We start from the raw sequence: 24,530 nt of genomic DNA, 5'->3' as shown, positions 1-24,530 counted from the left end.
ACCGGCCTTCGAGAAGTGATTCATGCGCCGCCGCAGAGTTTGCGTCCGGGACGAGCCCGCATCTGATGTGCCTATTTGCCTGTTGTGTCCGTCCAGGAAGTGCTGTCAATGCGGGCCGCAGAGCCAGGCGAGATCACGCAGGATTTCCGACACGGTCACCGGGCTGAGGTCGGCGAAGGTGGGGCCATTGTGTCCGGTAAGCGCGGCGTACCTGAGCTCGTGCACAGGCGCGACCGAGTCGAACGGCTCCATGCCCGGATCGATCCCGATATTGAAAACCCGGTCGTTCGGCAGCCGCTTGTCGAAGGTATCGATGCGACCGCCGTCGCCGCGTTCTGGTGGATTCCAGCCGCGATCGGTCAGGCCGTGGATACGGCCGAGAGGAACAGTTGCATTCGCAGGAGTCGGCACGGAGGAACTGGCGAGCAGTTCCGGATCCGGATGGTGCACCTCCCGGGCGATCTGTGAAAATGGTTGCAGGAGTTCGTAATCGGCGAGCACATCGGCCCACGCGGCGGTCAGTTCGGTGCCCAGGTGGAGGGGATGTGCAATTCCGACGACGACATCCTCGGCGACTTCGAGTGTGGCGTCGTCGGCATCGGCGAAGGTGTTGTCTTCGGCGATGCGGAACGAGTCGAGCACCTGGTCGTCGCGATAGGTCGCCCAGATCAGTCGGCGAGTCACGTTGATGCGCACCGGATGTGCGATGAACAGGGTGCGCAGTTCGTCCAGGGTGAAGCGGCGTTCGGTGACCATGGCGCGTTCGAGCCGCCGGATCTGATCGGCGGCGAACTTCTTGACCGACTTGCGGATCGAGCGATACGTCGCGTTCGCATCGGCGGCCGAGTACTCGTCGTCGTGCACTCCGGCCTTGGGTAGTGCCTTGTAGCGGGTGCCGTCGGTACCGGTAATGGTGGGGCGCAGCTGTTCATCGAAGCCGAGCACGAATTGGCGCGGCCCGAAGTCCAGCAGCGCCGTACCGTCGGGGCGCAGGCCGAGATCGGAAACCAGGCGGTCGGCGAGTTGATCCTCGCTCAAACCCAATTCGTCCGCGACATCGGTTACCCGGGTCTGCGCCGCATCCCGGACCGCCGCGTTCCGGCCCTTCTCGTGCAATGTGATCAGTGCCGACAAGGCGTGGTCGGTACCGATGGCGGCGAGGGTGTCGAGCGCATTGTCCTTGGCCCCGTTCCAAAGGATATTCGGCAGCAGCTCATCGACGGTCTCGTCATTTCCCAAGGCAGCCAGCGCTTCCCAGACCCAGGTGTCCTTCGACGGCGCGCCCGCCCTGGTCCACTGGCTGTGGATCGCACCGGCCGCAGCGGCCAGACTCGACGCGTCGCAGTCGTCGCGAACCCGTGCCAGCGCGGCATGCGGCGCTCCGGGTTCCGACATCATCATCAACGTAACGAGATCGGCGACCGCCCCGGGCGGCAGCGCGTGGCCGTCGGCCAGCCCGATCGCGGGCAGCTCCGAAATCGACAACCATTGCGGGAGAACGGGAATTCGCGCAGGCACGATCTCGGCGGGATCGGTATCGAGCAATTCGCGCACCGCAGCGGTGGCGTCATATGCGGCCGCGGCGGCAATGACGGCATCGGTGTAACCGAGTGTGACGAGGGTGCGCAGAGCCGCGGCATGGGTGCGTCTCGCCTTGCGCGCCTTGCCGATCGCTCCCGGAATGAACGCGGTCGCGGCGTAGGCGGGATGGCGGCGCAACCAGTCCAGCGCGATCCGGCGGCGCGAGCGCAGGCGCAGCCAGTCCACGACCAGTTCGGCGGCGGCCGGGCTTTCGAAAGGGGCGATCGCGGCAGCGTGGTCGCGCGGTCGCTTCGTGACAGTGTCGATGACCAGATCATGCGTAGCGGCACCGTGTTTTGCGGTGAGTGCGAGCAGGGGAGTGGCGGACCAGAGTCCCCACCCCACGGTGCTGGTGCGCAGATACGGTTCCGCGATCGAAAAGTCAGCCTGGGCGAGTGCGTCCAGTGTCCAGTCATTGAGAAAATCATTGCCGGGCGGAATGCGCTCCAGCCGCTCGCGTATCTCGTCCTCGGACAGCGTGCCGACGGTGTCGAGCCATTTCTCCCGTTCGCCATCGAGCCACGAAATATCAATATCCCCAGGAACTTCGAGTGCTACGGCGGCAACAGGCTTACGGGGCGGTCGTTGCCATGGCGGTGTGCTCAGGATCGCGGGAACCAGTTGGGCGGGAGTCGTATCGACCGTCTGCTCTTCGGGCAGACTCTCGGTGATCAACTGCTGTGCGGATTCGGGCAGTTCATCGCGCATGGCGACGGCGAGTTCGGGATAGCGGCGGACGTGCTGGCAGAAGTCGGCGGCGTTCTCCTGCTGGGCGGTCCGTGTACCGAGCACACGCATGGCACGGGCTGGAAACCGTTCGGTCGAGGCGAGCAGCGCCGCAGCGGTCACATTGCGCCACGAATGCCCGGCCAGGAAGTCCATCGCTTCGTCAGCGGGGAGGTGGGCGAGGATGCGCGACAGGGTTTCCGGTCCCGGTGCGGAGCTGTTGCCCTGACCCGCCTCCCACAGTCGAGTGAGGACCGAGGCGGCGTCGGCGCCGAGATGTGCTGCGACACTGTAGATCAGCGATTTGTTGTCGCGCAGCAGATGCCAATGCCAGCCGAGCAGATCGAGGATTCGGTGCGCGTGCGCCGAATCGGTTACCGAGGCGAGCAGGAAGATCGATCCGAAGCCGTCGGTGAGTTTCGGATCGGCGAGATTGTTTGTGACCCAGTCCTGTTCGGTGGGGAACAGGTACGAGGTGAGCAACCGGATCGAGAGCGATCCGCGGCGCAGCTGCCGTGCCTGGTCCAGGGCGTCGGCGTAATCCATCTCCCCGGCGGCGGCCAGCAGGGTGCGCAATCGGCGGACCAGGGTGGCGGGCGGATCGCAGGGACGCGAAACCACAAAGCGATTCGATTGCCCGCCCCAGGTATCCGATGCTTCCGCGCAGATGCCGCTGAGTGCGGCCACGGTCGCCACGGCACAGCCGAGACCGTGGGTTGCGACCAGATAATCGGCCAGATCCGCGTGGTCGTCGTAGTAGCGGCCGAGGGCGTCGGCATCCCAAAGCATCGCGTCCATGCCGATCGCGGCGCACACGGCCGCGCCGAGCGGGTCGGCACGCCGGTCTTCCAGGTATCGCGCACCCCGCTCGGTGAGCACCTTGTGCGAGGCGGAATGGCTCAGGATGGCGCGGATCCGATCCGCGGACTGTGCCAATTTGTCGGAGACGGTCTGTGCCGCAGCCGCATTCACGGCAATCCTGCGTGCGGGCCATCGGCCGCGGAACGGATCGGTTTTCGACCACCAGGCGGCGGGTACCACCCAGATGTCCTCATCGGTCGGCGGCGTGCGGACAGCCATCGGCCTGCTCCCTTGTTCACGAGGTGCGTATCGCGGACAGGCTAGCGAGCCGCTCCGACACGTGCCGGTCGGCGCGGAAACGACAACGGCCCCGTCCACTCGGACGGGGCCGTTGCGTTTTCCGGCGATATATCAGACCGCGGCGGTGGCCAGCGTTTCCGTGGATTGCACGGCCTGGCCGACACCGGAGACGATCGCGGCCGCGCGCAGCGATTCGAAGATCACCTCACGCGAGACGCCCGCCTCGCGCAGGGTCTTCTCGTGCGCCTCCAGGCAGTGCGCACAGCCGTTGATCGAGGAGACCGCGAACGACCACAGCTCGAAATCGGCCTTGTCGACACCCGGGTTGCCGATGATGTTCATCCGCAGACCGGCACGCAGATCGTCGTAGCGGCCCTCCAGAAACGCTTTGCCCCGGTAGAACACATTGTTCATGCCCATGATCGAGGCGGCGCCGAGTGCGGCGTTGTAGGCCTCCGCCGACAGATTGTCCGCGGCTTCCTCGGCGATTTCCCGCAGCGTCGTCGCCGACCGGGTCGCGGCCGCCGACGCGAGCAGCGTGCCCCACAGCTGCTGTTCGTTCAGCACGGTGGTGCGTGCGATGGACGACAGATTGAGCTTGAGGTCCTTTGCGTACTCGGGAAGAGAGTTCTTCAGGGTCTCAATGCTCATTCGGCGAATCCTCTTCTCGTTCGGGGGTTTTCAGGTGGTTCGGATAATGCTCAGACGCTTGCGGCGAGCAGTTCGCCCGCGTTGATGGTCGGGTCGCCCTTCTTCCAGTTGCAGGCGCAGAGCTCATCGGACTGCAGTGCGTCCAGCACGCGCAGCACCTCGTCGACATTGCGGCCGACCGAACCCGCGGTCACCGAGACGAACTGGATCTCGTTGTTCGGGTCGATGATGAAGGTGGCGCGGTCGGCGACGCCGTCGGCGTTGAGAACGCCGGTGGCGGAAGCCAATTCACGCTTGAGGTCGCTCAGCATCGGGAAGGGGAGGGTCTTGAGATCCTCGTGCTGGGCGCGCCACTGGAAGTGCACGAACTCGTTGTCGACCGAGGCGCCGAGCACCTGCGCGTCGCGGTCCTCGAACTCCTCGTTGAGCTTGCCGAAGGCGGCGATCTCGGTCGGGCACACGAAGGTGAAGTCCTTGGGCCAGAAGAAGACGATGCGCCACTTGCCGGCGTGGTCGTCGGAGGTGATGCGGGTGAAGTAGTCGTCAGGCTGCTGAGCGTCGACCTTCGACAGGTCACCGCCGATCACCGCGGTGAGGTTGTATGCCGGGAATTGGTCGCCGATGGTCAGCAAAGCCATGCTTGTCTCCTCGTCAGTCGGTTTGCTAGAGCGAGTGGATCGAAAAGCTCACTGGTGATCTTGCCCAAAGGCCGGTGAAAGGTAAACGTGATCAGTCGCACTACACTGATAGGCGTGACTGATCAGACTTATCAGCCGACCCTGTCGCAGCTGCGTGCGTTCGTAGCGGTCGCGGAGTACCGCCACTTCGGCACAGCGGCCGCGCGGCTCAGTGTGAGCCAGCCCACGTTATCGCAGGCACTGGCCGCATTGGAACACGGGCTCGGGCTGCAGCTGATCGAGCGCAGCACCCGGCGGGTGCTCGTCACCGCCGCGGGTATGCGGCTGCTGCCGCAGGCGACCGCGACCCTCGAGGCGGCCGATCGATTCGTCGCCTCGGCGACCGGTGACAGCCTGGGCGGCACCCTGCGGATCGGCATCATTCCGACGGTTGCCCCGTATGTGCTGCCGGATCTGCTGCCCGAATTGCGCAAGGAATTGCCCGCTTTGAATCCCCAGGTGGTCGAGGACCAAACCGCCCGGCTGCTGGAGGGATTGCGCACCGGCGTCCTGGATGTGGCGCTGCTCGCGCTGCCGACCGAAGCGCCTGGACTCGTCGAGATCCCGCTGTACACCGAGGAATTCGTCCTGGTGACTCCGCGCGGTCACGAGCTGGCCGGGCGCACCGATATCGCACCCGCCACCTTGGACGCGCTGCCGCTGCTACTGCTCGACGAGGGTCACTGCCTGCGTGATCAGACCCTGGAATTCTGCCGCTCCGCCGACGCCCATCCGGGTGCGGTCGGCGATACCCGTGCGGCTTCGCTGGCGACCGTGGTCCAGTGTGTCGCAGGCGGTCTCGGGGTGACGTTGATTCCGGAGATGGCGGTGGCGGCCGAAACCGCGCGCGGCACATTGGAAACCGCGCATTTCGCCGCCCCCGCTCCGGGGCGCACGCTCGGTCTGGCGTTTCGCGCGTCGACGGCGCGCGCGGACGATTACGAACGGCTGGCGCAGATCATTCGGTCCCAGCGGCCCGGAGTGAACTGAGGCCGCGGGATCAGGGTGCGGCGTCGCCGAGGAGTTCGGTTGCGGTGCGGTGGATCTTGCGCAGTGCGCTCATGAGGTAACGGCGTTCGGTGGGGGTGAGCTCGGCGGTCACCTTGTCCTCCAAGGCTTGTCGCTGTGCCTCGATCGGCTGTTGAAGGGCGCGTCCCTTATCGGTGAGCCAGAGGCGGACGAGGCGGTTGTCGTGGTCGTCGCGACGGCGCTCCAGCAGCTCCGCGGCGTTCATGCGGGTGGCCATTTTGACGACGGTCGGGGTGGTGACGTTCAACGCCGCGGCGACCTCGCCCGGAGTGCGCCCATCCTGCTCCCACAGTAGGGCCAGGACGTAATTCTGGCCCAGATGCAGTCCGTGCGTGCGCATTTCGCGGTCGGCAAGTGCGCGCAGCACCTTCGAACTGCGGCCGTGTAGGTCGAGGAACTCGGGCACGGGTCGGATCTCCTTGGCGATTGACGAATAGATCGTTAGCCGTCTAACGTTCCATTTCGTTAGACGGCTAACGATATGGAGATCTGATGATAGTGGTCACCGGTGGCACCGGAAATATCGGTCGTGAACTCGTCGGCGAACTCGCGGCCAGAGGTGCGGAATTCCGTGTTCTCGTGCGCGATCCGGCTCGTGCCGCGGATCCGGGCGGAGGTGAGTTGATCGTCGGCGATCTGGACGATCCGGCGACCCTCGCGCCTGCATTCGACGGTGCCGAAGCGCTGTTCCTGCTGGTGCCCGGCATCGGCCTGGCACACACCGTCGATGCGGTGAACGCGGCGCGAGCGGCCGGAGTAGGGCATATCGTGCAGTTGTCGTCGTTCAATGCGATGGGCGATCCGGTACCGGCCATGGGGCGGTGGCATGTCGAGCGCGAGCGGGTCGTCGCCGAATCCGGCATACCGGTGACCGTGCTGCGGCCCGGTGGATTCATGACGAATGCGCTGGCGTGGGCGCAGACGATCCGCTCCGGCGGCACGGTTCTCGACCCCACCGGACCCGGTCGCTACGCCCCGATCGACCCCGCCGATATCGCCGCGGTGGCGGCCGAGGTGCTCACCGGCGACGGTCACCACGGCATGACATACACCCTCACCGGCGCGGAAACCTGCACTGTCGCAGAACAAGTCGCGACCATCGCCCGCACGATCGGTCGCGCCATCGATGTGCACGAGGCGGCCACACCGCAGGAGGCTTTGGAATCCCGCTACCCGGGCGGTGCACCACCGGCGCTGGCGGCGGCGATCATCGAGGGGTTCGAGCTGATGCGCGCCGATACGGTGGGATTCCGCACCGACACAGTGCGTGAGCTGCTCGGCAGAAGTCCGCGAACGTTCGCGGAGTGGTGCGTACGCAATAGCCACGCGTTCGTGTGAAGGCTATTCGCAGGTTTCGAGTTCGGTGCGGAGTCGGCGCCGCAGGGCTATGGCATTCGGGGTGAGGTAGCGCTCGGGTGGGCGTCGGCGGCGGTGGCTCGGTCGGAGCATCCGGCCACCTCGACGCTTCCGGTGAATTGTTTGTCGGGTGAGTAACCACCCCAGTTCCAACGCAGGTCTATCGAATGGTCGGCGTTGGTTGGGTGGTGGCGATCACGGCCGCCATGTCCTGGTAGGCGGTATCCGGGCTGTGCAGTCCGACAGAGCGATTCGCGATATGCGCGCTAGCGATGCGGACGAAGGCGCCGGGGACCGGCAGAGCGGTTTCCTCGTGGTGCCGAACGGGAGGTCGACGGTCCAGACCGGCTGCCGGTCAGCGGGCCGGATGGTGACCTGCGTCGGATCGTTGGGCGTAATCTCCGCTGGTAGGCAGTTGAAAGGGTGCACGGTGGATGAGTCGGGTGCCAATGTGTCGACCGAGCCGGGCCAGCGGCTTGGTCGCTCGATCGCGAATGGCGATCAGCTGTTCGTCTACGGAACATTGCAGTTTCCGGAGGTGCTGGTCGAGTTGATCGGGCGGTGTCCGGAATTGGTGGCGGCGGAGCTGACCGGGTGGCGGGCGGCGGCACTGCCGGGGCGGGTGTATCCCGGGTTGGTGCCCGCCAGAGGTGGGATTGCGCGAGGTGTGGTGTTGTCGGGGCTCGACACGGGGGAGTGGGCGGTGCTGGATGCGTTCGAGGATGACGAGTACGAGTTGCGGCGGGTTCGGCCCGGTCCGGCGATGTCGGTGTGGACGTACGTGTGGACTTCCGTTGTCGCGCAGGATGATTGGTATGCCGAGCGCTTTGCCGCCGAGCATCTGGGTACGTTCGTGGCTCGGTGCGCCGAGTGGCGACGGCTGCTCTGAACCAAGCCGAATTTGCCATTCCAAGACGACCGGTCATATATTAACTCCGTGGCGAGACCTCGACGCAGTGATGACACTCGACGGCTTCTGGTGGAACAGGGAGCTGCCGGGTTCCTGACGAACGGCTATCACGGGACCGGAATCAAGCAGATCCTGGATGCGGTCGGCGTACCGAAGGGTTCGTTCTACAACTACTTCGATAGCAAAGAGAGTTTCGGGCAGGCGATCATCGACCACCATTCGCTGTGTGTGCAGCGGAATTTGGCCGAGGCGCTCGGGAGTTCGTCGGACCCGGTCGCCGGGTTGCGAGCGTTCTTCGGGCGGCTCATGGATGATTTCGTGCGGGCGGAGTTCACCGGTGGATGCCTGATCGCGAACCTCGGCGGCGAACTCGAGGGCAGTGAGGTGCTGCGGGAATCCTTGGCGGGGGCTTGGAATTCCTGGCGCGATGGGGTGGCGGCGGCGCTGCGGCGGGCGCAGGAGCTCGGGACGATTCGCGACGATATCGACGCCACGGAATTGGCTGATCTGCTGTTGGAATCGTGGGAGGGCGCGGTGATCAGGATGAAGATCGAGCGCTCGCTCGAACCGCTGCACAAGTGTTTGCGCCGACTGCTGGATGACTACTTTCGGCCCTGACCTTTAGATATTGCAGGCCTTGCCGGCCGCGTACCTGTTCCAAGACGACCGGTCGTATCGGTAAGTATCACGAGGAAGAGAGAAGAATATGGTCAAGACGGTCATCGTCACCGGATCCTCCAGTGGGATCGGGCGCGATAGCGCTCGGGCCTTCGTGGCGCGTGGCGACAATGTCGTGCTCAACGGACGGGATGCGGACAAGCTCGCGGCGGTCGCGGATTCGTTGGGCGCGCCATCACAGTTGGCGGTATTCGCCGGTGATATCGGTACGCCCACAACGGGTTCCGAGCTCGTGCGCCTTGCTGTGGAACGTTTCGGGCGAGTCGATGTGCTGGTGAACAATGCCGGGATCTTCGGGGCCAAGCCGTTCGTCGATGTCACCGAGGCGGATCTGGACAGTTACCTGAACGGCAACCTGAAAGGCACTTACTTCACCACACAGGCCGTCGTGCGTCAGCTGCAAGCGCAGAAAAGCGGTGGCAGCATTGTCAATATCGGAACGGTGCTGATCAACCACGCGCTCGCGGGGCTGCCCGCATCGGCCGGACTGGTCAGCAAGGGCGGCGTCCACGCGTTGACCACGAGCCTGGCCGCGGAACTCGCCGCGGACGGCATCCGGGTCAATGCCGTCGCTCCCGGTATCATTCGCACGCCACTGTTCGGTGACGGCGACGAAAGCGCCTCGGGCCGACTGGCTTTGCTCAACCGAATCGGTGAGGTGAGCGAAACCACCGCAGCGGTGCTGTATCTCGCGGACGCAGCCTTCACCACCGGCCACATCTTCCCCGTCGACGGCGGATTCATCTCGGGAAGGGCCGCGTAGTGCCATACGTCAATATCAAAGTCACGAACGAGGGCGTGACGCGCGAGCAGAAGACCCAACTGATCAAGGGTGTGACCGATCTGCTGCGCGAGGTCCTCGGGAAGGACCCGGCGACAACGTTCGTCGTGATCGACGAGGTCGAGCTGACCGATTGGGGTATCGGCGGGATGAATGTCGAGGACTGGCGCAAGCAGCCGCAGGCTCGAGCGCCCGGCCACAAGTCCGGAAAGCCGAGTCCGATCGAACACACGAGCACGTAACCGAACGCCGAACCGCACCGGCTCGAAGGGAAACCCTTGGGAGCCGGTGCGATTCGAGAGTGCTGCTAAACGCGCAGCGCGTGCGGCTCGATCGCGCCGCGGACAAGCGCCCGCGCATCGATCGTCTCGGCGCGGTAGGGCAGCGTGACCAGTCGATCGGTCATTGCCTGCACCGGGTCATCGATTCGCTCGTTCATCCCGAACAGGAAGGTCCACTCGTGCTCATCGCTGCCATACTGCACCACGGTGTCGAACTGCTCGTGGAAGCGCTTCCAGGACCGCTTCAGCGTCTCGTTGCGCCACATCGTCGCGCATCCGGCCTGTGCGCTGAGCACGCCGCCGGGTGCGAGCAGCGCCCGACATCGCGACAGGAACTCCGACTCGTAGAGCCGGTTGTGCTGCGCGTCCTCGACCCGCTCATCGGGCAGATCGATGACTATGACGTCGTAGCGGGTGCCCGCCTCGTTCGCGTTGGCAAGGAAGTCCCAGCCGTCGGCATAGTGCACTTCGACCGGGCCCTCGCCCTTCACCGCGGCGGCCAGTTCGTCGCTGGTGTAGCCGTAGGGCAAGTGCTCGGCGCACAACTCGACCTCGCGCTGGTCGATATCGACGTGATCCACCAGCGTCGCGCCCGCGGCGACCGACATCTGGCTGGCCACACCCTCACCCGACCCGATGATCAGCACCTTGTCCAGCTTCGCGGCCAGCGCGAAGGCCGGGACCATCATCGCCTCGTGATAGGTCAGCTGGGAGAACTCCGTGGACTGGCGATCGTCGTCGGAGAACAGGCTGATGCCCTGTTCGGTGCGCGCGATCACCATGTGCTGGAACGGAGTATGGGTGTCGACGATGACCTCGTGCAGATCCCAGATGCGGGTCAGGCCATTGCCCACCGGCTCCTCGATCCGCGTCGAGCCGTGCCCGCGTTGGATGACCTGCATGCGAACATCCTTGGGAGACAACTTATCTCGCAGTAGTTCGACGGCCTTCGACGCGCCGGCGCCGATACTTCCGCAGGTGAATACATCGACAAAGATGTCGCCGGACTCCGGATAAGTGTGAATCGAGGCGTGGGACTCCGACAACAGCGCGAGGACGGTCACCCCCTGCGGATCGAACTTCTTGTGTACGACATCGCAGATGGTGACGCCCGCCGCGATCAGAGACTCGCGCAACGCCGATTCGAGTCGTTCGAGATCGTCGCAGAGATCTACGTCGACACCACCGAACTCGGCCAGCACATGCCAGCCGGTGAATTCCGCCGTCATAGGCAAACTCACTCTCGCTCAGCGCCCGAGACATGAACGGTCAAGGGCGGAAAACCATTGAAGGACACCGACGAATAGCTCGCGGTATAGGCGCCGGTATCGAGGATCTGGATGCGATCACCGGCTCGCAACGAGGTCGGAAGAAGGACCTTCGTGCGTTGATACAGTACATCGTCGCCATCGCAGGTCGGTCCGGCCACCACCGCCTCGTCCACGGGATCTCCGTCACGTTCGGTGACGAAGCGGTATGCGATGTACTCGTTCTCGGTCTCGGCCATGCCGTTGTAGCGGCCGATGTCGAGATACACCCAGCGCCGTCCGTCCGGCGCTATGCGCACGCCGATGACCTCGGCGTGAATGGTGCCCGCCGAACCTACGAGCGCGCGGCCGGGCTCGATGACGAGTCCGGCGGTCTCGGGCAGGAATTCGGCGGTGGCGGCCGCGATGACGGCGCCGATATCATCGAGTGCGGGTGCCGCCTCGACGTACGAAATGGGCAGGCCGCCACCGATATTCACCGAGCGCACCGGAATATCTTTATCCGCCAACGCTGCCACGATGCGGCCCGCCTGTTCGATGCCGATGCGCCAGGCCCGCGGGTCGGTCTGCTGGGAGCCGACGTGGAAGTACGGACCCCCGACGATCAGTCCGAGATCGCGGGCGCGCACCAGCAGGCGCAGCGCCTCGGTGGGGGAGCAGCCGAATTTGGTGCCGAAGGGAGTCGTCGACTGCGGCGCCGAGGACAGGAACCGGCACTCGACTTCCGAGCCCGGCGCGTGCTCGACGATGCGCAGCAGATCGTCCTCGGTGTCGAACGCATAGCGGCGCACGCCCGCGGCGTAGGCGGCAGCGATGTGGGTGGCCTTCTTGATCGGGTTCCCGTAGCACATGCGGGCCGGGGCGACGCCCTCGCGCAGGCACAGGTCGATCTCACCGACACTGGCGACGTCGAACTCCGCGCCGTGACGGTCGAGCAGACGGATGAGTTCCGGGACCGGACTCGCCTTGACCGCGAAGCGTATTCGGGCTCCTGGTACCGCGGCCTGGAGTGCGCGATAGTTCTCGCGCACCCGCTCTGGGTGGATGGCCAGATAGGGCGATTCGGGCAGGTTTGAACCGGTCAATCTAAGGGAACTCTCCGTCGTTTGGGGGTCGGCCGTCGTTCGGGCACCGCGCGAGAGAGTATCAGCGCAATGCCCCTGGTAACCAACTCGTTGACGACACCTTGATCATGATCACCCTGCGACTACCGTGACCTCGTCGAATACGACCTCGCCCGCAGCATCGGACTCGGCGAGATCGACCACCGCCGCCAGCGCCCAGCCGTGGTCCCCGGCGGGATCGTCGAGCACCTGGCGCACCTGCCAGAAACCGGGGCGTTGTTCCACCTGGAACAGCTGCGGACCGCGAGCATCCGGGCCGGTGCCGATGCTTTCGTACTCGTCGAAGTAGGGCGTCAGCTCGGCCGCCCAGTCCGGTCCGGTGCCCAGCTCGGCGAGCGCCCCCCAGCGGCGCAGCGCGGCGAGTTCGACGCGACGGAACATGGCATTGCGGATCATCACCTTGAACGCGCGCTCATTGGCCGAGATCGGCCGCACCGTTTCCGCGCCGAAGGCGAGCTGATCGGCATCGGTCTCCGCGCCCGGATTGGTGAGCTGCTCCCATTCGTCGAGCAGGCTCGAATCCACTTGGCGCACAAGCTCACCCAGCCATTCGGTCATATCGTCGAGATCTTCGGTGCGCGCGGATTCCGGGACCGTGCGTCGCAGCGCGCGGTAGGCGTCGGCGAGATAGCGCAGCACCACCCCCTCGGAGCGGGCCAGCTCGTAATGCGAGATCAGCTCGGCGAAGGTCATCGAGCGTTCGATCATGTCGCGGACGACCGATTTGGGGGACGGCGCGAATTCCGACATCCAGGGGTGCCCGGCCCGGTAGGTCTCGAAGGCGGGTTCGATCAGCTCGGCCAGCGGTTTGGGCCAGGTGACCTCTTCCAGCAGCTCCATGCGCTCGTCGTATTCGATGCCGTCGGCCTTCATCTCGTTGATCGCCTGGCCGCGAGCCTTGTGCTGCTGGGCCATCAGCAGCTGGCGCGGATCTTCGAGCGTCGATTCGATGAGGGAGATGACGTCGAGGGTGTAGCCGGGGGCGTCCTTGTCGAGCAGGTCGAGCGCGGCGAGGGCGAAGGGGGACAGGGGCTGGTCGAGGGCGAAATCGCGCTGCAGGTCGACGGTGAGCCTGGCGCGGCGGCCCTGTGCGTCGGGTTCGGGAAGCTGTTGCACCACACCGGCATCGCGCAGCGCGCGATACAGGCGGATGGCGCGCAGGATGTGGCGGCGTTGCGCGGGGCGGGGCTCGTGATTGTCCTCCAGCAGATGGCGCATGGCGTCGAAGCAATTGCCCGGTCGGGCGATCACATTGAGCAGCATGGAGTTCGTCACGTTGAAGCGCGACACCATCGGTTCGGGGCTGGCGGTGACGAGCCGGTCGAAGGTCTCCTCGCTCCAGGAGACGAAGCCCTCCGGCGGCTTGCGGCGCACCACCTTGCGCTGCTTCTTCGGATCGTCGCCCGCCTTGGCCAGCAGCCGGGTGTTCTCCACTTCATGGTCGGGCGCCTGCACGACAACGGTGCCCATGGTGTCGTAGCCCGCCCGGCCCGCCCGGCCCGCGATCTGATGGAATTCGCGGGCCTTGAGCCTGCGGGTGCGCACACCGTCGAATTTGGTCAGGCCGGTGAGCAGTACCGTGCGGATCGGCACGTTGATGCCGACGCCGAGAGTGTCGGTGCCGCACACCACCTTCAGCAGACCGTCCTGGGCGAGGCGCTCCACCAGGCGGCGGTACTTGGGCAGCATGCCCGCGTGATGTACGCCGATACCGTGGCGGATCAGCCGGGACAGGGTCTTGCCGAATCCGGAGGAGAAGCGGAAATCGCCCAGTGCCGTTGCGATGGCGTCCTTTTCGGCGCGCGTGGCAAAGTTGACGCTGGTCAGCGCCTGCGCGCGTTCCAATGCGGCGGCCTGGGTGAAATGCACGACGTACACCGGCGACTGGTTGGTCGTGACGAGATCTTCCAGGGTTTCGGTGATCGGGGTGCGCGCGTAGGAAAAGCTCAGTGGGACAGGACGTTCGGTGCCCGCGACAATGGCGGTCGGATTGCCGGTGCGGCGTTTCAGATCGGCGGCGAAGAAGTCGACCTCGCCCAGAGTGGCCGACATGAGCAGGAATTGGGCGCGCGGGAGTTCCAGCAGCGGTACCTGCCAGGCCCAGCCGCGGTCCGGATCGGCGTAGAAGTGGAATTCGTCCATCACAACCTGGCCGACATCAGCGGCCGTGCCCTCGCGCAGCGCCATATTCGCCAGGATCTCGGCGGTGGCGCAGATGATCGGCGCCTCCGGATTCACCGCCGCGTCACCGGTCACCATACCGACCCGGTCCGCGCCGAAAACCTCGCACAGGGCGAAGAATTTCTCGCTGACCAGCGCTTTGATGGGCGCGGTGTAGTAGGTGCGCAGGCCGCGGGTCAACGCGAACAAATGCGCGCCGACCGCGACAAGGGATTTACCGGATCCGGTGGGGGTGGCCAGGATGACATTGGATCCGGACGCCAATTCCAGTAGCGCCTCGTCCTGCGCCGGATACAGCGGGGTGCCCTGCTCGGCCGCCCACTCCCCGAAGGATTCATAGAGCGCGTCGGCGTCGGTTCCCGGTATCTCCAGCAGTTCGGTCAGATCCACTCCGACCACCCTACGGGCAGCCGTCTACGGCCCCGTCAGGGTGATCGGATCAGTTGGACTGTTCGTCCTCGTCGCCGTCGTAGCCGCCCTGCTCGGCCAGGAAGCGCTCGAATTCGGCGCCCAATTCGTCGCCGCTGGGCAGTTCACCATCGCCGACCAGCAGGCTCGACTGGCGTTCCTGCGCGGAGACGAAGCTGTCGTACTGGCGCTCGAGCGCGTGCACCACGGTTTCGACCTCGGAATTCCCCGCGATGTGCTCGTTGACCTGCTCGCGCACCCGCGCGGCGGCCTCACCGAGCGCAGCCAGCGGGAATTCCAGGCCCGCGTTGTCGGCGACGTGCTCGAGCAGGGTCTGCGCGGCCTCGGGGTAGGCGGTCTGCGCGAGGTAGTGCGGCACATGCACCGAGAACCCGACGGATTCGTGACCGTGCTGGGCCATCCGGTACTCCAGCAGCGAGGACGCGCTGCCCGGCACCTGTAGTTCGCCCGGCCAGCGCTGATGGTCGGCGATGAGGTCGCGGTCGGAGGAGTGCGCGGTTATGCCGAGCGGGCGGGTATGCGGGATCGCCATCGGGATGGCACTCAGTCCGATGCTGCGCCGCACACCGAGCTGTTCGGCGAGCAGACGCACCGCGGTGGTGAATTTCTCCCAGCGCAGATCCGGTTCCAGCCCGGACAGCAGCAAGAATGGGGTGCCCGCGGTATCACGCAGCGCCCAGAGATTCAGCTCGGGTTCGGCGTATTCCGAGAAATGGTCGGTCTTGAACGTCATCAGCGGACGACGCGAGCGGTAGTCCAGCAACTCGTCGACATCGAACGAGGCGACCAGCTCGCTCTCGAGACTCTCGCGCAGGTGCGTCGTGGCCAGCCGCACCGCCTGCCCGGCATCGGTGAAGCCCTCCAGTCCATGTACCAGGACCGGACCCAAGCCATCGTCGTTCGACAGCTGCGGAGCTGGGAACTCCAACTCATACATTCGCGACTCGTGGTCCATCGCGTCTCCTTCCTGCGCGGTTCACCGATGCGAGCTTCCAGGGTCACAGGCCTGTTGGGCAATTCGCGGCGGTCAACCACTGTCCATTGTCCCCCATGGCCCCGACAAACGCTGCCACGGGCGACACCGACCCATAGGAGTGGGCAACATCGGTGCTGCCCCGCACATTCCCGGTCGCTCGAAGAATCGGCGTGGCATCGCGGGCGGGCACGGGGAGTTTGGCACAGTGGAGCGGTGACTGTGCCGAATTCGACGCGCAGGGGACCACGCGGATTCGGGGTATCGGGTTGGGTGCCCCTCGCCGCCGGCGCGGTGCTGCTCGCCGGCTGCGCGTCGACGGTGACCGGACATCCGGTCGCCTCCGGTCCGAGTGCGGGGACCCAGTATGTGACGGCACAGCTTTCGACGCTGCTGCCCGATCTTGCGCAGTTCCCGGCCAGATACGAGGCGGTCGTGCTGCCACCGGAGGCGGCCGCGCAGGCGGCGGGGGATCTGACCGGGGTCGGGCGCGGTTCTACGGTGCAACCCGACGGATGTGTCCCGCCCGCTCAGCAATTCGGTCCGAATCAGACGGCCGTCGCGGTGGGCACCGACAACGATACGCGTGCCACGATGACCGTGGAGTTGACCAGGACCGGACAGCCGTTGTCGGCGTTGCGTGACCAGTTGAAGCGGTGTCAGCAGGTGCACGTGAGCCGAGCGGGTGCGACGACGACGGTGACCACCGAACTGCAAGCGCCGCTGCCGATCGATGCCGACGACACGCTCGCGCTGCGCCGCACGGTGGCACCGCAGGTGAGCGCGGCCGGGCTGACGCAGTCGATGCAGACACTCACCGGGCAGGTCGCCGATGTGCGAATCACGGTGACGTACATGACATTCGGCGCTGAGAAGCCAGATACGGCGGCATTGGGCGAGCTGTTCACGACGGCGGTGCGGCAAGTGAAGCAGGGGTGAATGCGGTGGCCTCCACCGCACGGTGGCTGGAGCTTGCGGGCGGACAGTAGCAGGTGGCACCGACATAGTCGTCGCCGTATTCGTGTCCGATTCCCGATTCGTCCACAGTCCAAGTGTTTTCCACAGGGCAATTCGATCCCGCGATATTCCCAGGTCAGTGTCCCGGGCTTCGAGGTGGGTGAGCGCACCCTCGATGCATGACGACTTCCACGAATCCCGCTCCCGCCCTCGGAGATCCAGGCGATGGTGCATCGCCGCGCACCGGTTTTTGCCCAAGCCCCGCCGTTCACCTCCGCAAATCCGCCCACTCGTCGGGTGTCAGCGATCCGGGCCGGCGCGATATCGCGCATCCGTGTGACGGCGCCGGGATAGGTACCGACAAGCCGGCGGACTATCGAGCCGCTGGGCATCCAGGTGTTACTCCGGGGTCAGCGGATCGCGGGGTGCATGTCGTCGACGAAACAGAGGGCTCGCACGCCATCGCGTATTCGAGTGACATTGTCCCTGCGCCGCGTTTCGATGAACCAGCGCGCGATAGCGTTGGGGCGCATGCATATCGCACGTGGCCTGTGGACAAGGTCTCGGCCCGAATTGATTCGGTGTCCTTCTTCGACCCTGATGTCGACGACGAATTGTCGGAATGCACACGAGGTTTCGGGAAAGAGCCGCGCCCGGGAATCTGTGCGGAACCGCCCCCGGAATTCGGGGATCGGATCCCAGGGGATTCACTGCATGTCGACGATCCCGGTGAATTGATTGTGGCGGTCCCCGCCATAGTCGGATTCGTGCCGGAGCGGTCGCTGGTGGTGGCGGTGCTGCGGGGCGCGACCGATGCGGAGCAGAGTCCGATCATCGATGCGGTGGTGCGGTTCGATTTGGATCAGGAAGGCGGGAGTCGGCGGGGGCTCGCGGCGGCATATGCGGAGTGTGTTTCGCACATCTGTGCCGCAGAGGGGGCGACGGAAGTACTCGCGGTAATCGTCGATGACCGGGTGCGCGAACCGCGGCGCACGCGCCGAAACGGTGCGGGGAGCACGGGACCGTGGGGCACGCTCATCGCGGCGTTCGCGCGCCGACTGGCGCGCGCCGAGGTGTACCTCGAGGGCGCCTGGGCGGTGCGCGCCATCGAGGCGGATCAGCGGTGGTGGAGTCTGCTCGATGCGAATCACCATGGGACGCTGCCGGATCCGGCCACGTCGATGGTGACCGTGGCGCATGTGCTCGAAGGGCGGCCGATCCGGGGAACCCGTTCGGAGCTGACCGCTCTGGTCGCACCGGATGAGGAACTGGTGCACCAGGTCGCGGTACATCTGGACAGCGCTTTCGCTCTCGCGCACGAGCGGTACGCGGCGGCTGTCCGGCGCGGTGATCCCGACGGATACCACCGGCGGGCACTCGAACATGTGCTGTGGCAGATCGCCAACATCGACTCCGGTGTGGCCCTCACCGCCCAGGAATACGCGGAACTGGCCGCGGCACTGCGTGATCGGACGGTGCGCGACTCGCTGTTCGGGCTGGCCGTCGGAGACCACGCCGCCCCTGCGGAAACCCTCTGGGTGGCGCTGACGCATGCACTGTCGGGCAGCGACCGTGCCGATGCGGCGACACTTCTCGGCTACAGCGCTTACATCCGCGGTGACGGGCCGCTTGCCGGCGTCGCACTGCAGGCGGCTTTGGAAGCCGATCCCGCCCATTCCATGGCGAGTTTGCTCGAGATCTCACTGCGCACCGGGATGCGTCCGGATACGCTCCGCCGCCTTGCCTACTGCGGGCTCGGCATTGCCGCGGACCTCGGTATCGACTTGGGGCCGGTTGTCCGGTGAGCCCGTTCGCGTTCTCGGGTGGTCAGAGGTGAGTTGGCGAGTCACATGGTGGTCGTGGCAAATGCGGCACCACCATGTGGCTGCGCTCGATGGTGCGTCGGCTTACTTCGCGCTGTGTGCCAGCGGACCGAGGTGACGCAGGAATTCCCAAGCATCGGCGACGATTTCGTCCAGATCGTTGTGCTTGGGCTGCCAGCCGAGGTCGGTGATGGCGCGGTCGCTGGACGCGATCAGCGTGGCCGGGTCGCCGGCACGACGCGGTGCGTCCTGGGCTGCGATGGGCAGGCCGGTGACGCGCTCGCAGGCCGAAATCACCTCGCGGACCGAGAAACCGGTGCCGCTGCCGAGATTGAAGATGCGATGTGTGCCGGATTCGGCGGAGCCGAGGGCCAGCAGGTGGGCGTCGGCGAGGTCGCGAATGTGGATGTAATCGCGGACCGCGGTGCCGTCGGGTGTGGGCCAGTCGGCGCCGAAGACCGAGATCGCCTTGCGATGACCGAGGGCGACCTGGAGCACGAGGGGGATGAGATGGGTTTCCACCACCCGGTTTTCGCCGAGGCCGCCGTAGGCGCCCGCGACGTTGAAGTAGCGCAGGCTGGTCGCGGCGAGACCGTGTGCGATCGAATAGGAGGTGATGGCGTGGTCGATGGCCAGTTTGGAGGCGCCGTAGGGGTTGGTCGGCCGGGTCGGCGCGTCCTCGGTGATCGGTACTCGTTCGGGTTCGCCGTACACGGCCGCGGTCGAGGAGAAGACCAGCCGCGGCGTCTCGGTGCGGCGCATCGCCTCCAGCAACTCGAGCGTCTTCACCACATTGCCGTGCCAGTACTTCTCCGGCTGCTGCACCGACTCACCGACCAGCGACTGCGCCGCGAAATGCAGGACACCGTCGAAGGATTCGGCCTCGAGCAGAGCGGGCGCGGCGACCGCGACATCACCCTCGACGAATCGCGCCTCGGTCGGCACGCCCTCTGCATTGCCGGTCGACAGATCGTCGACCACCACGATCTCGTGCCCCGATTCGAGCAGAACCTGCGCGCAGACGCCACCGACATAGCCCGCGCCACCCGTGACCAGAAGTTTCACGCCTCAGACCAACTTCACCTGGACGGCGTGGGACATTTCGTCCGAGAGCTCGAAACCCTCGTGGCCGGGCACGGTGATGACCACCGAACCAGGTTTGGTCTCGACCGTCACGCGCGCGTCGGGCACCACGCCGGCCTCCCGCAGCTGGCCGATGACCTCGGGATCGGTCTGGATGTGCTCGGCGAGGCGACGCACCACGACCGCGTGCACCTGGCCGTGCGGCAGATCCGACAGCCGCACCAGGGTCTCGTCGGCGCCGCTCTGCGGGGCGAGGCCCAGCTCGTCCAGGCCCGGGATCGGGTTGCCGTAGGGGGAGGTGGTCGGGTGGTTGAGCACCTCGACCAGCCGCCGCTCGACATCCTCGCTCATGACGTGTTCCCAGCGGCACGCCTCGGCGTGCACGTTCTGCCAGTCGAGCCCGATAATGTCCACGAGCAGCCGCTCGGCGAGGCGATGTTTGCGCATGACCGCGACCGCCATGCTGCGGCCCTTGTCGGTCAGTTCGAGATGGCGGTCACCGGCGACCAGCAGCAGACCATCGCGTTCCATCCGCGCGACGGTCTGGCTGACCGTCGGGCCACTCTGCTCGAGGCGCTCGGCGATGCGCGCACGCAGGGGCACCACGCCCTCTTCCTCGAGGTCGTAGATGGTACGGAGGTACATCTCCGTGGTGTCGACCAGATCCTTCACCTGTTACCCCTTCGTCGGCACGAATTCTACCCACGCACGTCGGCACCCCCGTGTGCCGCGTGGTTTCGCGTTACACCCGTGACTGCGCTGTGGGAATTCTGTCGGCGCACGGCCTGTCACCGTATTCGCTCTTGCATGTATTTCTACTGCATACCAACGTCCAACGGGGCCGTTACCTTCCCGCGTAGCGTTGCGAGCATGGCCACTGCACCGCACGGCGAACAGTCCGCGCCGCTCGACGAAGGTGATCTCGAGGCGCGATCCGGCACGGTTGTCTGGACCGACCGCTTCCTCGACTACGCATGGACGCCGGAGCACCCCATGAAACCGGCGCGCCTGCAGTTCACCATGGCCCTGGCGGAAAGTCTCGGATTACTCGACGGTATCGAGCGATTGGTGCCCGAGCGGGCCGAAGTATCCGATTTGCTGCGCATCCATACCGCGGACTACATCGAGGCCGTCGAACAGGCCACACCGCCCGCGGGTGCGCCGCTCGCACCGCCGTACGGTCTCGGCTCACCGGATAATCCGGTGTTCCCGCGGATGCATCAGGCGGCCTCGGTGATCGTCGGCGGCACATTGACTGCGGCACGCGAGATAGCCCAGGGGCGCACCCGGCGCGCAGTGAGCATCGGTGGTGGCATGCACCACGCGATGCCGGATTCGGCGGCCGGATTCTGCATCTACAACGATGCGGCCGTGGCCGTCTCCTGGCTGCTGGACAACGGATTCGATCGGATCGCCTACATCGATGTCGACGTGCATCACGGTGACGGTGTGCAGCGCGCTTTTTACGCCGACCCCCGAGTGCTGACGATCTCGATTCATCAGCATCCGGCCACGCTGTGGCCCAATACCGGCTGGCCGGAGGAGACCGGCCACGGCGCCGCCGAGGGCACCGCGATCAATCTGGCGGTCCTGCCGGGCACCCGGGATCCGCAGTGGCTGCGCGGCTTTCACGCGATCGTGCCCGGTGCGCTGGCGGCGTTCCGGCCGCAGATCGTGGTCAGCCAATGCGGTGTCGACACCCATCGGGAGGACCCACTCGCCGATATGGAACTGACCGTCGACGGTCAACGCGCCGCCTTTATCGCCATGCGCGATCTGGCCGACGAATACGCCGAAGGCCGTTGGCTCGCCGTCGGCGGCGGTGGCTACGGCCTGGTGCGGGTGGTGCCGCGCGCCTGGACGCATCTGCTGGCGACCGCGCTGGATCGCACCATCGCACCGAAAACCGCGGTGCCGCAGGACTGGATCGATATGATCCAGTCTGCGGCGCCGTCCGTCGATCCGCCGCGCACCATGGGTGACGGTGGTGATACCGCCTACCGCCCGTGGGATGGTCCCGGCGGCACGGGGGAAACTGGGGACGCGCGCACCGACCGCGCGCAACGCGCTATCGATACGGCCGTATTGGCTACGCGCCGAGCCACCTTCGGGTTACTCGGCCTTGATCCGGAGGACCCCCGTGACTGAGAACCCGCCCGTCCCGGATTCCTCGAGTACGCCCGCGGTACCGCCTCCACCGCCACAGCACTGGTTCGCCGATGTACTCGCCTCGGACGGTGGCGTGGTACGTCTGCGCCCGATCACGCCCGATGACGCCGAGCGCCTGCAGGAGTTCCACACAGCACTGTCGGATCGCTCCCGATACCTGCGCTACTTCGGTCCGTACCCGCGTATTTCGCCCAAGGATCTGTACCGCTCCACCCACGTCGACCACCACGACCGGGTCGGACTGCTGCTGGTACTGGGTGAGGCAATCATCGCGGTCGGCCGCTACGAACTGCTGACCGACCGCACCGGACCGCGCGCCGCCGAAGTCGCATTCGTGGTGGCCGACGAGCATCAGGGACGCGGGCTCGGTTCCATCCTGCTCGAACATCTGGCGGGTGCGGCCGCGGAGAACAAGATCGAGACGTTCGTCGCGGAAGTGCTCGCCGAGAACACCGTGATGGTCACCGTATTCCGTGACGCGGGCTATCAGGTGGAGCGTGCCAGGGACGGTTCGGTGCTGCATCTGGAATTCGCCATCGATCCCACCGAGGCACTGCTCTCGGTGCGGGATTCGCGCGAACGCGCCTCCGAGGCGCGCAGTGTCGGCAATCTGCTCGCGCCGCGTTCGGTCGCGGTGATCGGCGCCACTGTGGGCCCGGCCCGGGTCGGCGGAGTGATCTTGGCCAATCTGCTTTCTGGGGTATTCCAAGGTCCGGTGTTCCCGGTCAATCCGAACCGGCGATCGGTGCGTGGGGTACGGGCTTACCCAACGGTGCGCGATATTCCCGATGAGGTGGATCTCGCGGTGGTTGCCGTGCCTCCGGAGGCGATCAGCTCTGTTCTGGACGACTGTATGGCCAAGGGCGTCAAGGGGTTGGTCGTGCTCACCGCGGGCTTCGGGGAGACCGGTGATGGCGGTGTGGCTGCCGAACACGAGTTGGTTGCCGCGGCACGTGGACACGGGATGCGGGTGGTCGGGCCGAGCGCGCTCGGCATCGCCAATACCGATGCCTCGGTTTCGTTGAACGCGACCCTGGCTTCGGTACTGCCTGGGCCCGGGCGCATCGGATTCTTCTGTCAATCCGGGCCGTTGGGTGCGGCCATCCTAGGTGAGGCCGCCGCGCGCAACCTCGGGTTGTCGACCTTCGTCTCGGCGGGTAATCGCGCGGATGTGTCCGGCAACGACCTGCTGCAATACTGGGACACCGACTCCGCCACCGATGTGATCCTGCTGTATCTGGAGAGCTTCGGTAATCCGCGCAAATTTTCCCGGATCGCGCGTCGGGTCGCGCGGAGTAAACCGATCGTCGCGGTGAGCAGTGGGCGGTTGGCCGCGCGGGCCCAGCCGACCGGCGATATGGACCGATCGATCGTGCGGGACCTGTTCGCGCAGTCGGGAATCGTTCAGGTCGACTCGATTTCGGAGCTGTTCGACTGTGCGGCGCTGCTGGGCTATCAGCCGCTGCCTGCGGGTCCTCGGGTCGCCGTAATCGGCAATAGCGCGGCGCTGAACTGGCTGGCCGTCGATGCCGCACGTGGTGAGGGTCTCGAGGTCCGACGTCCAGCCGCGGTGCCGTTCGACAATGTTCGGCGACCGCGCCCGACCGAGCGTGTGGTGGACGAGGAGTCGATCGGCGATCCGGTGAACCTGGGGCCCGACGCGACGCCCGGCGCCTATCTGGACGCGGTGGTCGCCGCGCTGCGCTCGGACGAGATCGACGCGGTTATCGTGGTTTTCGCGCCGCCGGTGCCGCTGCGGATGGCCGGATTCGCCGATGCCATTCGCGAGGCCGCAGCGGCCGTGCCCGATGCGGCGAAACCCATTCTCACCACTTTCGTTGCTGAGCAAGGGATCCCGAACCTACTCGCCATGCGCGGTCCGGGCGGTACGGCGGTGCGCGGCTCGATACCGTCCTATCCGGATCCCGAGCGGGCCGCACGGGCACTGGCCAGGGCGCACCGATACGCGCAATGGCGCACGAAACCGGTGTCGACCGTGGTGCGTCCGGCGGGCATCGACGCGGAACGGGCCGAGCGGCTGGTCGCGGGCTGGATGCGCGAATCCGACGGGCGTTGGCTCACCGATCTGGAAGCAGTGGACCTGTTGGACTGCTATGGAATTCGCGTCGTCGAATTCCGCGAGGTCCGCAGCGCCGACGAGGCAGTGGCGGCGGCCGAAGAACTCGGCTACCCGGTCGCGGCCAAGGCGACCGGCGAAATGTGGCGGCGCCGACCGGATCTCAGTGGGGTCCGGCTGGACCTGTGGCGGTCTGAAGCTGTGCGCCAGGCGTATTCGCATCTGGCGGAACTATGCGGTGATCCCGCCGTGCACATCCAGAAGATGGCCAGCCCCGGCGTCGGCTGTGTGCTGCGGGTGCAGGACGACCCGTCCTTCGGCTCGGTTATCGAATTCGGGCTGTCCGGCATGATCATCGAACTCCTCGGCGACCGCGCCTACCGTGCCCTCCCACTCACCGCCGACGAGGCGACCGCCCTCATCGACGCCCCTCGCGCCGCCCCACTCCTCTCCGGCACCCCCGCCAGCCCCCGCGTCGACAAACCTGCGCTTGTCGAACTGGTCCAACGCGTCTCGGCCCTATTCGACGACCTCCCCGAAATCCGCGAACTATCCTTCGACCCCGTCCTCGCCTCCGCCAACGCCGCCGCAATCCTCTACGCCCGAGCCCGCTTCGGCCCCCAACCCAGCCGCTTCGACACCGGCCCCCGCCGCCTCGGCTGAGCTCTCGCAGCT

Annotated in this window: 20 protein-coding genes; 10 read left to right on the top strand and 10 right to left on the bottom strand. The window is 66.1% G+C overall.

Going from position 1 to position 24,530, the window contains the following annotated elements:
• Positions 1-105 precede the first annotated feature (105 nt).
• From OIE68_RS16185 to OIE68_RS16175, 3 genes are all read right to left on the bottom strand, one after another.
• On the bottom strand, positions 106-3,387 hold the full coding sequence (locus OIE68_RS16185) for a DUF4132 domain-containing protein (protein WP_327100176.1): 3,282 nt from the start codon (positions 3,385-3,387) through the stop codon (positions 106-108).
• Positions 3,388-3,519: 132 nt separating this feature from the next.
• A complete protein-coding gene (locus tag OIE68_RS16180) occupies positions 3,520-4,059 on the bottom strand; it encodes a carboxymuconolactone decarboxylase family protein (RefSeq protein ID WP_327100175.1) in 540 nt (179 codons plus the stop codon).
• Between the two features lie 50 nt (positions 4,060-4,109).
• A complete protein-coding gene (locus OIE68_RS16175; protein WP_040692624.1) occupies positions 4,110-4,697 on the bottom strand; it encodes a peroxiredoxin in 588 nt (195 codons plus the stop codon).
• Between the two features lie 114 nt (positions 4,698-4,811).
• Between OIE68_RS16175 and OIE68_RS16170 the strand changes: the two genes are divergently transcribed.
• A complete protein-coding gene (locus tag OIE68_RS16170) occupies positions 4,812-5,726 on the top strand; it encodes a hydrogen peroxide-inducible genes activator (RefSeq protein WP_327100174.1) in 915 nt (304 codons plus the stop codon).
• A gap of 10 nt (positions 5,727-5,736) precedes the next feature.
• Here OIE68_RS16170 and OIE68_RS16165 read toward each other — a convergent pair whose 3' ends face one another.
• Positions 5,737-6,171 (bottom strand): MarR family winged helix-turn-helix transcriptional regulator, encoded by a 435-nt coding sequence (locus tag OIE68_RS16165; protein WP_327100173.1) that lies wholly within the window; start codon positions 6,169-6,171, stop codon positions 5,737-5,739.
• Positions 6,172-6,257: 86 nt separating this feature from the next.
• Between OIE68_RS16165 and OIE68_RS16160 the strand changes: the two genes are divergently transcribed.
• The 5 genes from OIE68_RS16160 (at position 6,258) to OIE68_RS16140 (ending at position 9,732) form a co-directional block, all read left to right on the top strand.
• Positions 6,258-7,103 carry an SDR family oxidoreductase gene (locus OIE68_RS16160; protein WP_327100172.1) on the top strand — a complete coding sequence of 282 codons (846 nt, stop codon included), beginning with the start codon at positions 6,258-6,260 and terminating at the stop codon, positions 7,101-7,103.
• A 448-nt stretch (positions 7,104-7,551) separates the two neighbouring features.
• Positions 7,552-8,010: a gamma-glutamylcyclotransferase family protein gene (locus OIE68_RS16155; protein WP_327100171.1), complete on the top strand. Its 459-nt coding sequence runs from the start codon at positions 7,552-7,554 to the stop codon at positions 8,008-8,010.
• Positions 8,011-8,100: 90 nt separating this feature from the next.
• On the top strand, positions 8,101-8,649 hold the full coding sequence (locus OIE68_RS16150; RefSeq protein ID WP_327100170.1) for a TetR/AcrR family transcriptional regulator: 549 nt from the start codon (positions 8,101-8,103) through the stop codon (positions 8,647-8,649).
• Positions 8,650-8,737: 88 nt separating this feature from the next.
• Complete coding sequence (locus tag OIE68_RS16145) at positions 8,738-9,472, top strand: SDR family NAD(P)-dependent oxidoreductase (protein ID WP_327100169.1); 735 nt, start codon at positions 8,738-8,740, stop codon at positions 9,470-9,472.
• Positions 9,472-9,732 (top strand): 4-oxalocrotonate tautomerase family protein, encoded by a 261-nt coding sequence (locus OIE68_RS16140; protein ID WP_327100168.1) that lies wholly within the window; start codon positions 9,472-9,474, stop codon positions 9,730-9,732. Before OIE68_RS16145 ends, OIE68_RS16140 begins: the two co-directional genes overlap by 1 nt.
• A gap of 65 nt (positions 9,733-9,797) precedes the next feature.
• On the opposite strand, the gene speD is transcribed toward OIE68_RS16140, so the two are convergent.
• The 4 genes from speD to OIE68_RS16120 form a co-directional block, all read right to left on the bottom strand.
• Positions 9,798-11,000 carry an adenosylmethionine decarboxylase gene (gene speD, locus OIE68_RS16135; RefSeq protein ID WP_327100167.1) on the bottom strand — a complete coding sequence of 401 codons (1,203 nt, stop codon included), beginning with the start codon at positions 10,998-11,000 and terminating at the stop codon, positions 9,798-9,800.
• 8 nt (positions 11,001-11,008) lie between these two features.
• On the bottom strand, positions 11,009-12,109 hold the full coding sequence (locus tag OIE68_RS16130; RefSeq protein WP_327101693.1) for a type III PLP-dependent enzyme: 1,101 nt from the start codon (positions 12,107-12,109) through the stop codon (positions 11,009-11,011).
• 126 nt (positions 12,110-12,235) lie between these two features.
• The gene (locus tag OIE68_RS16125) at positions 12,236-14,734 is read right to left on the bottom strand and encodes a DEAD/DEAH box helicase (protein WP_327100166.1); all 2,499 of its coding nucleotides are present in this window, start codon (positions 14,732-14,734) and stop codon (positions 12,236-12,238) included.
• 49 nt (positions 14,735-14,783) lie between these two features.
• Positions 14,784-15,728 (bottom strand): PAC2 family protein, encoded by a 945-nt coding sequence (locus OIE68_RS16120; RefSeq protein WP_327100165.1) that lies wholly within the window; start codon positions 15,726-15,728, stop codon positions 14,784-14,786.
• Between the two features lie 234 nt (positions 15,729-15,962).
• Here OIE68_RS16120 and OIE68_RS16115 point away from each other — a divergent pair, with 234 nt between their 5' ends.
• Positions 15,963-16,685, top strand: coding sequence for a sensor domain-containing protein (locus tag OIE68_RS16115; RefSeq protein WP_327100164.1), 723 nt, complete (start codon positions 15,963-15,965; stop codon positions 16,683-16,685).
• Between the two features lie 599 nt (positions 16,686-17,284).
• Entirely contained in the window at positions 17,285-18,508 is a 1,224-nt protein-coding gene (locus tag OIE68_RS16110) for a DUF4192 domain-containing protein (RefSeq protein WP_327100163.1), read from the top strand.
• A gap of 102 nt (positions 18,509-18,610) precedes the next feature.
• On the opposite strand, the gene galE is transcribed toward OIE68_RS16110, so the two are convergent.
• Both galE and OIE68_RS16100 read right to left on the bottom strand, forming a co-directional pair.
• Positions 18,611-19,591: a UDP-glucose 4-epimerase GalE gene (gene galE / locus OIE68_RS16105; RefSeq protein ID WP_327100162.1), complete on the bottom strand. Its 981-nt coding sequence runs from the start codon at positions 19,589-19,591 to the stop codon at positions 18,611-18,613.
• Between the two features lie 3 nt (positions 19,592-19,594).
• A complete protein-coding gene (locus tag OIE68_RS16100; RefSeq protein WP_327100161.1) occupies positions 19,595-20,281 on the bottom strand; it encodes a metal-dependent transcriptional regulator in 687 nt (228 codons plus the stop codon).
• Positions 20,282-20,479: 198 nt separating this feature from the next.
• Between OIE68_RS16100 and OIE68_RS16095 the strand changes: the two genes are divergently transcribed.
• Positions 20,480-21,757 (top strand): acetoin utilization protein AcuC, encoded by a 1,278-nt coding sequence (locus OIE68_RS16095; RefSeq protein WP_419150712.1) that lies wholly within the window; start codon positions 20,480-20,482, stop codon positions 21,755-21,757.
• Complete coding sequence (locus OIE68_RS16090) at positions 21,750-24,518, top strand: GNAT family N-acetyltransferase (protein ID WP_327100160.1); 2,769 nt, start codon at positions 21,750-21,752, stop codon at positions 24,516-24,518. Before OIE68_RS16095 ends, OIE68_RS16090 begins: the two co-directional genes overlap by 8 nt.
• The last annotated feature ends 12 nt before the right edge of the window (positions 24,519-24,530 follow it).

The sequence above is a fragment of the Nocardia vinacea genome, assembly GCF_035920345.1.
In the GTDB taxonomy this organism is placed as follows: Bacteria; Actinomycetota; Actinomycetes; order Mycobacteriales; family Mycobacteriaceae; genus Nocardia; species Nocardia vinacea_A.
This window is presented reverse-complemented; position numbering and strand designations above follow the sequence as displayed.

What these genes read in the sequence shown, in the direction of transcription:
- OIE68_RS16185 (WP_327100176.1), bottom strand. Translation starts at nt 3,387, where the DNA reads ATGGCTGTCCGCACGCCGCCGACCGATGAGGACATCTGGGTGGTACCC.
- OIE68_RS16180 (WP_327100175.1), bottom strand. Translation starts at nt 4,059, where the DNA reads ATGAGCATTGAGACCCTGAAGAACTCTCTTCCCGAGTACGCAAAGGAC.
- OIE68_RS16175 (WP_040692624.1), bottom strand. Translation starts at nt 4,697, where the DNA reads ATGGCTTTGCTGACCATCGGCGACCAATTCCCGGCATACAACCTCACC.
- OIE68_RS16160 (WP_327100172.1), top strand. Translation starts at nt 6,258, where the DNA reads ATGATAGTGGTCACCGGTGGCACCGGAAATATCGGTCGTGAACTCGTC.
- OIE68_RS16145 (WP_327100169.1), top strand. Translation starts at nt 8,738, where the DNA reads ATGGTCAAGACGGTCATCGTCACCGGATCCTCCAGTGGGATCGGGCGC.
- speD (WP_327100167.1), bottom strand. Translation starts at nt 11,000, where the DNA reads ATGACGGCGGAATTCACCGGCTGGCATGTGCTGGCCGAGTTCGGTGGT.
- OIE68_RS16120 (WP_327100165.1), bottom strand. Translation starts at nt 15,728, where the DNA reads ATGGACCACGAGTCGCGAATGTATGAGTTGGAGTTCCCAGCTCCGCAG.
- OIE68_RS16095 (WP_419150712.1), top strand. Translation starts at nt 20,480, where the DNA reads ATGGCCACTGCACCGCACGGCGAACAGTCCGCGCCGCTCGACGAAGGT.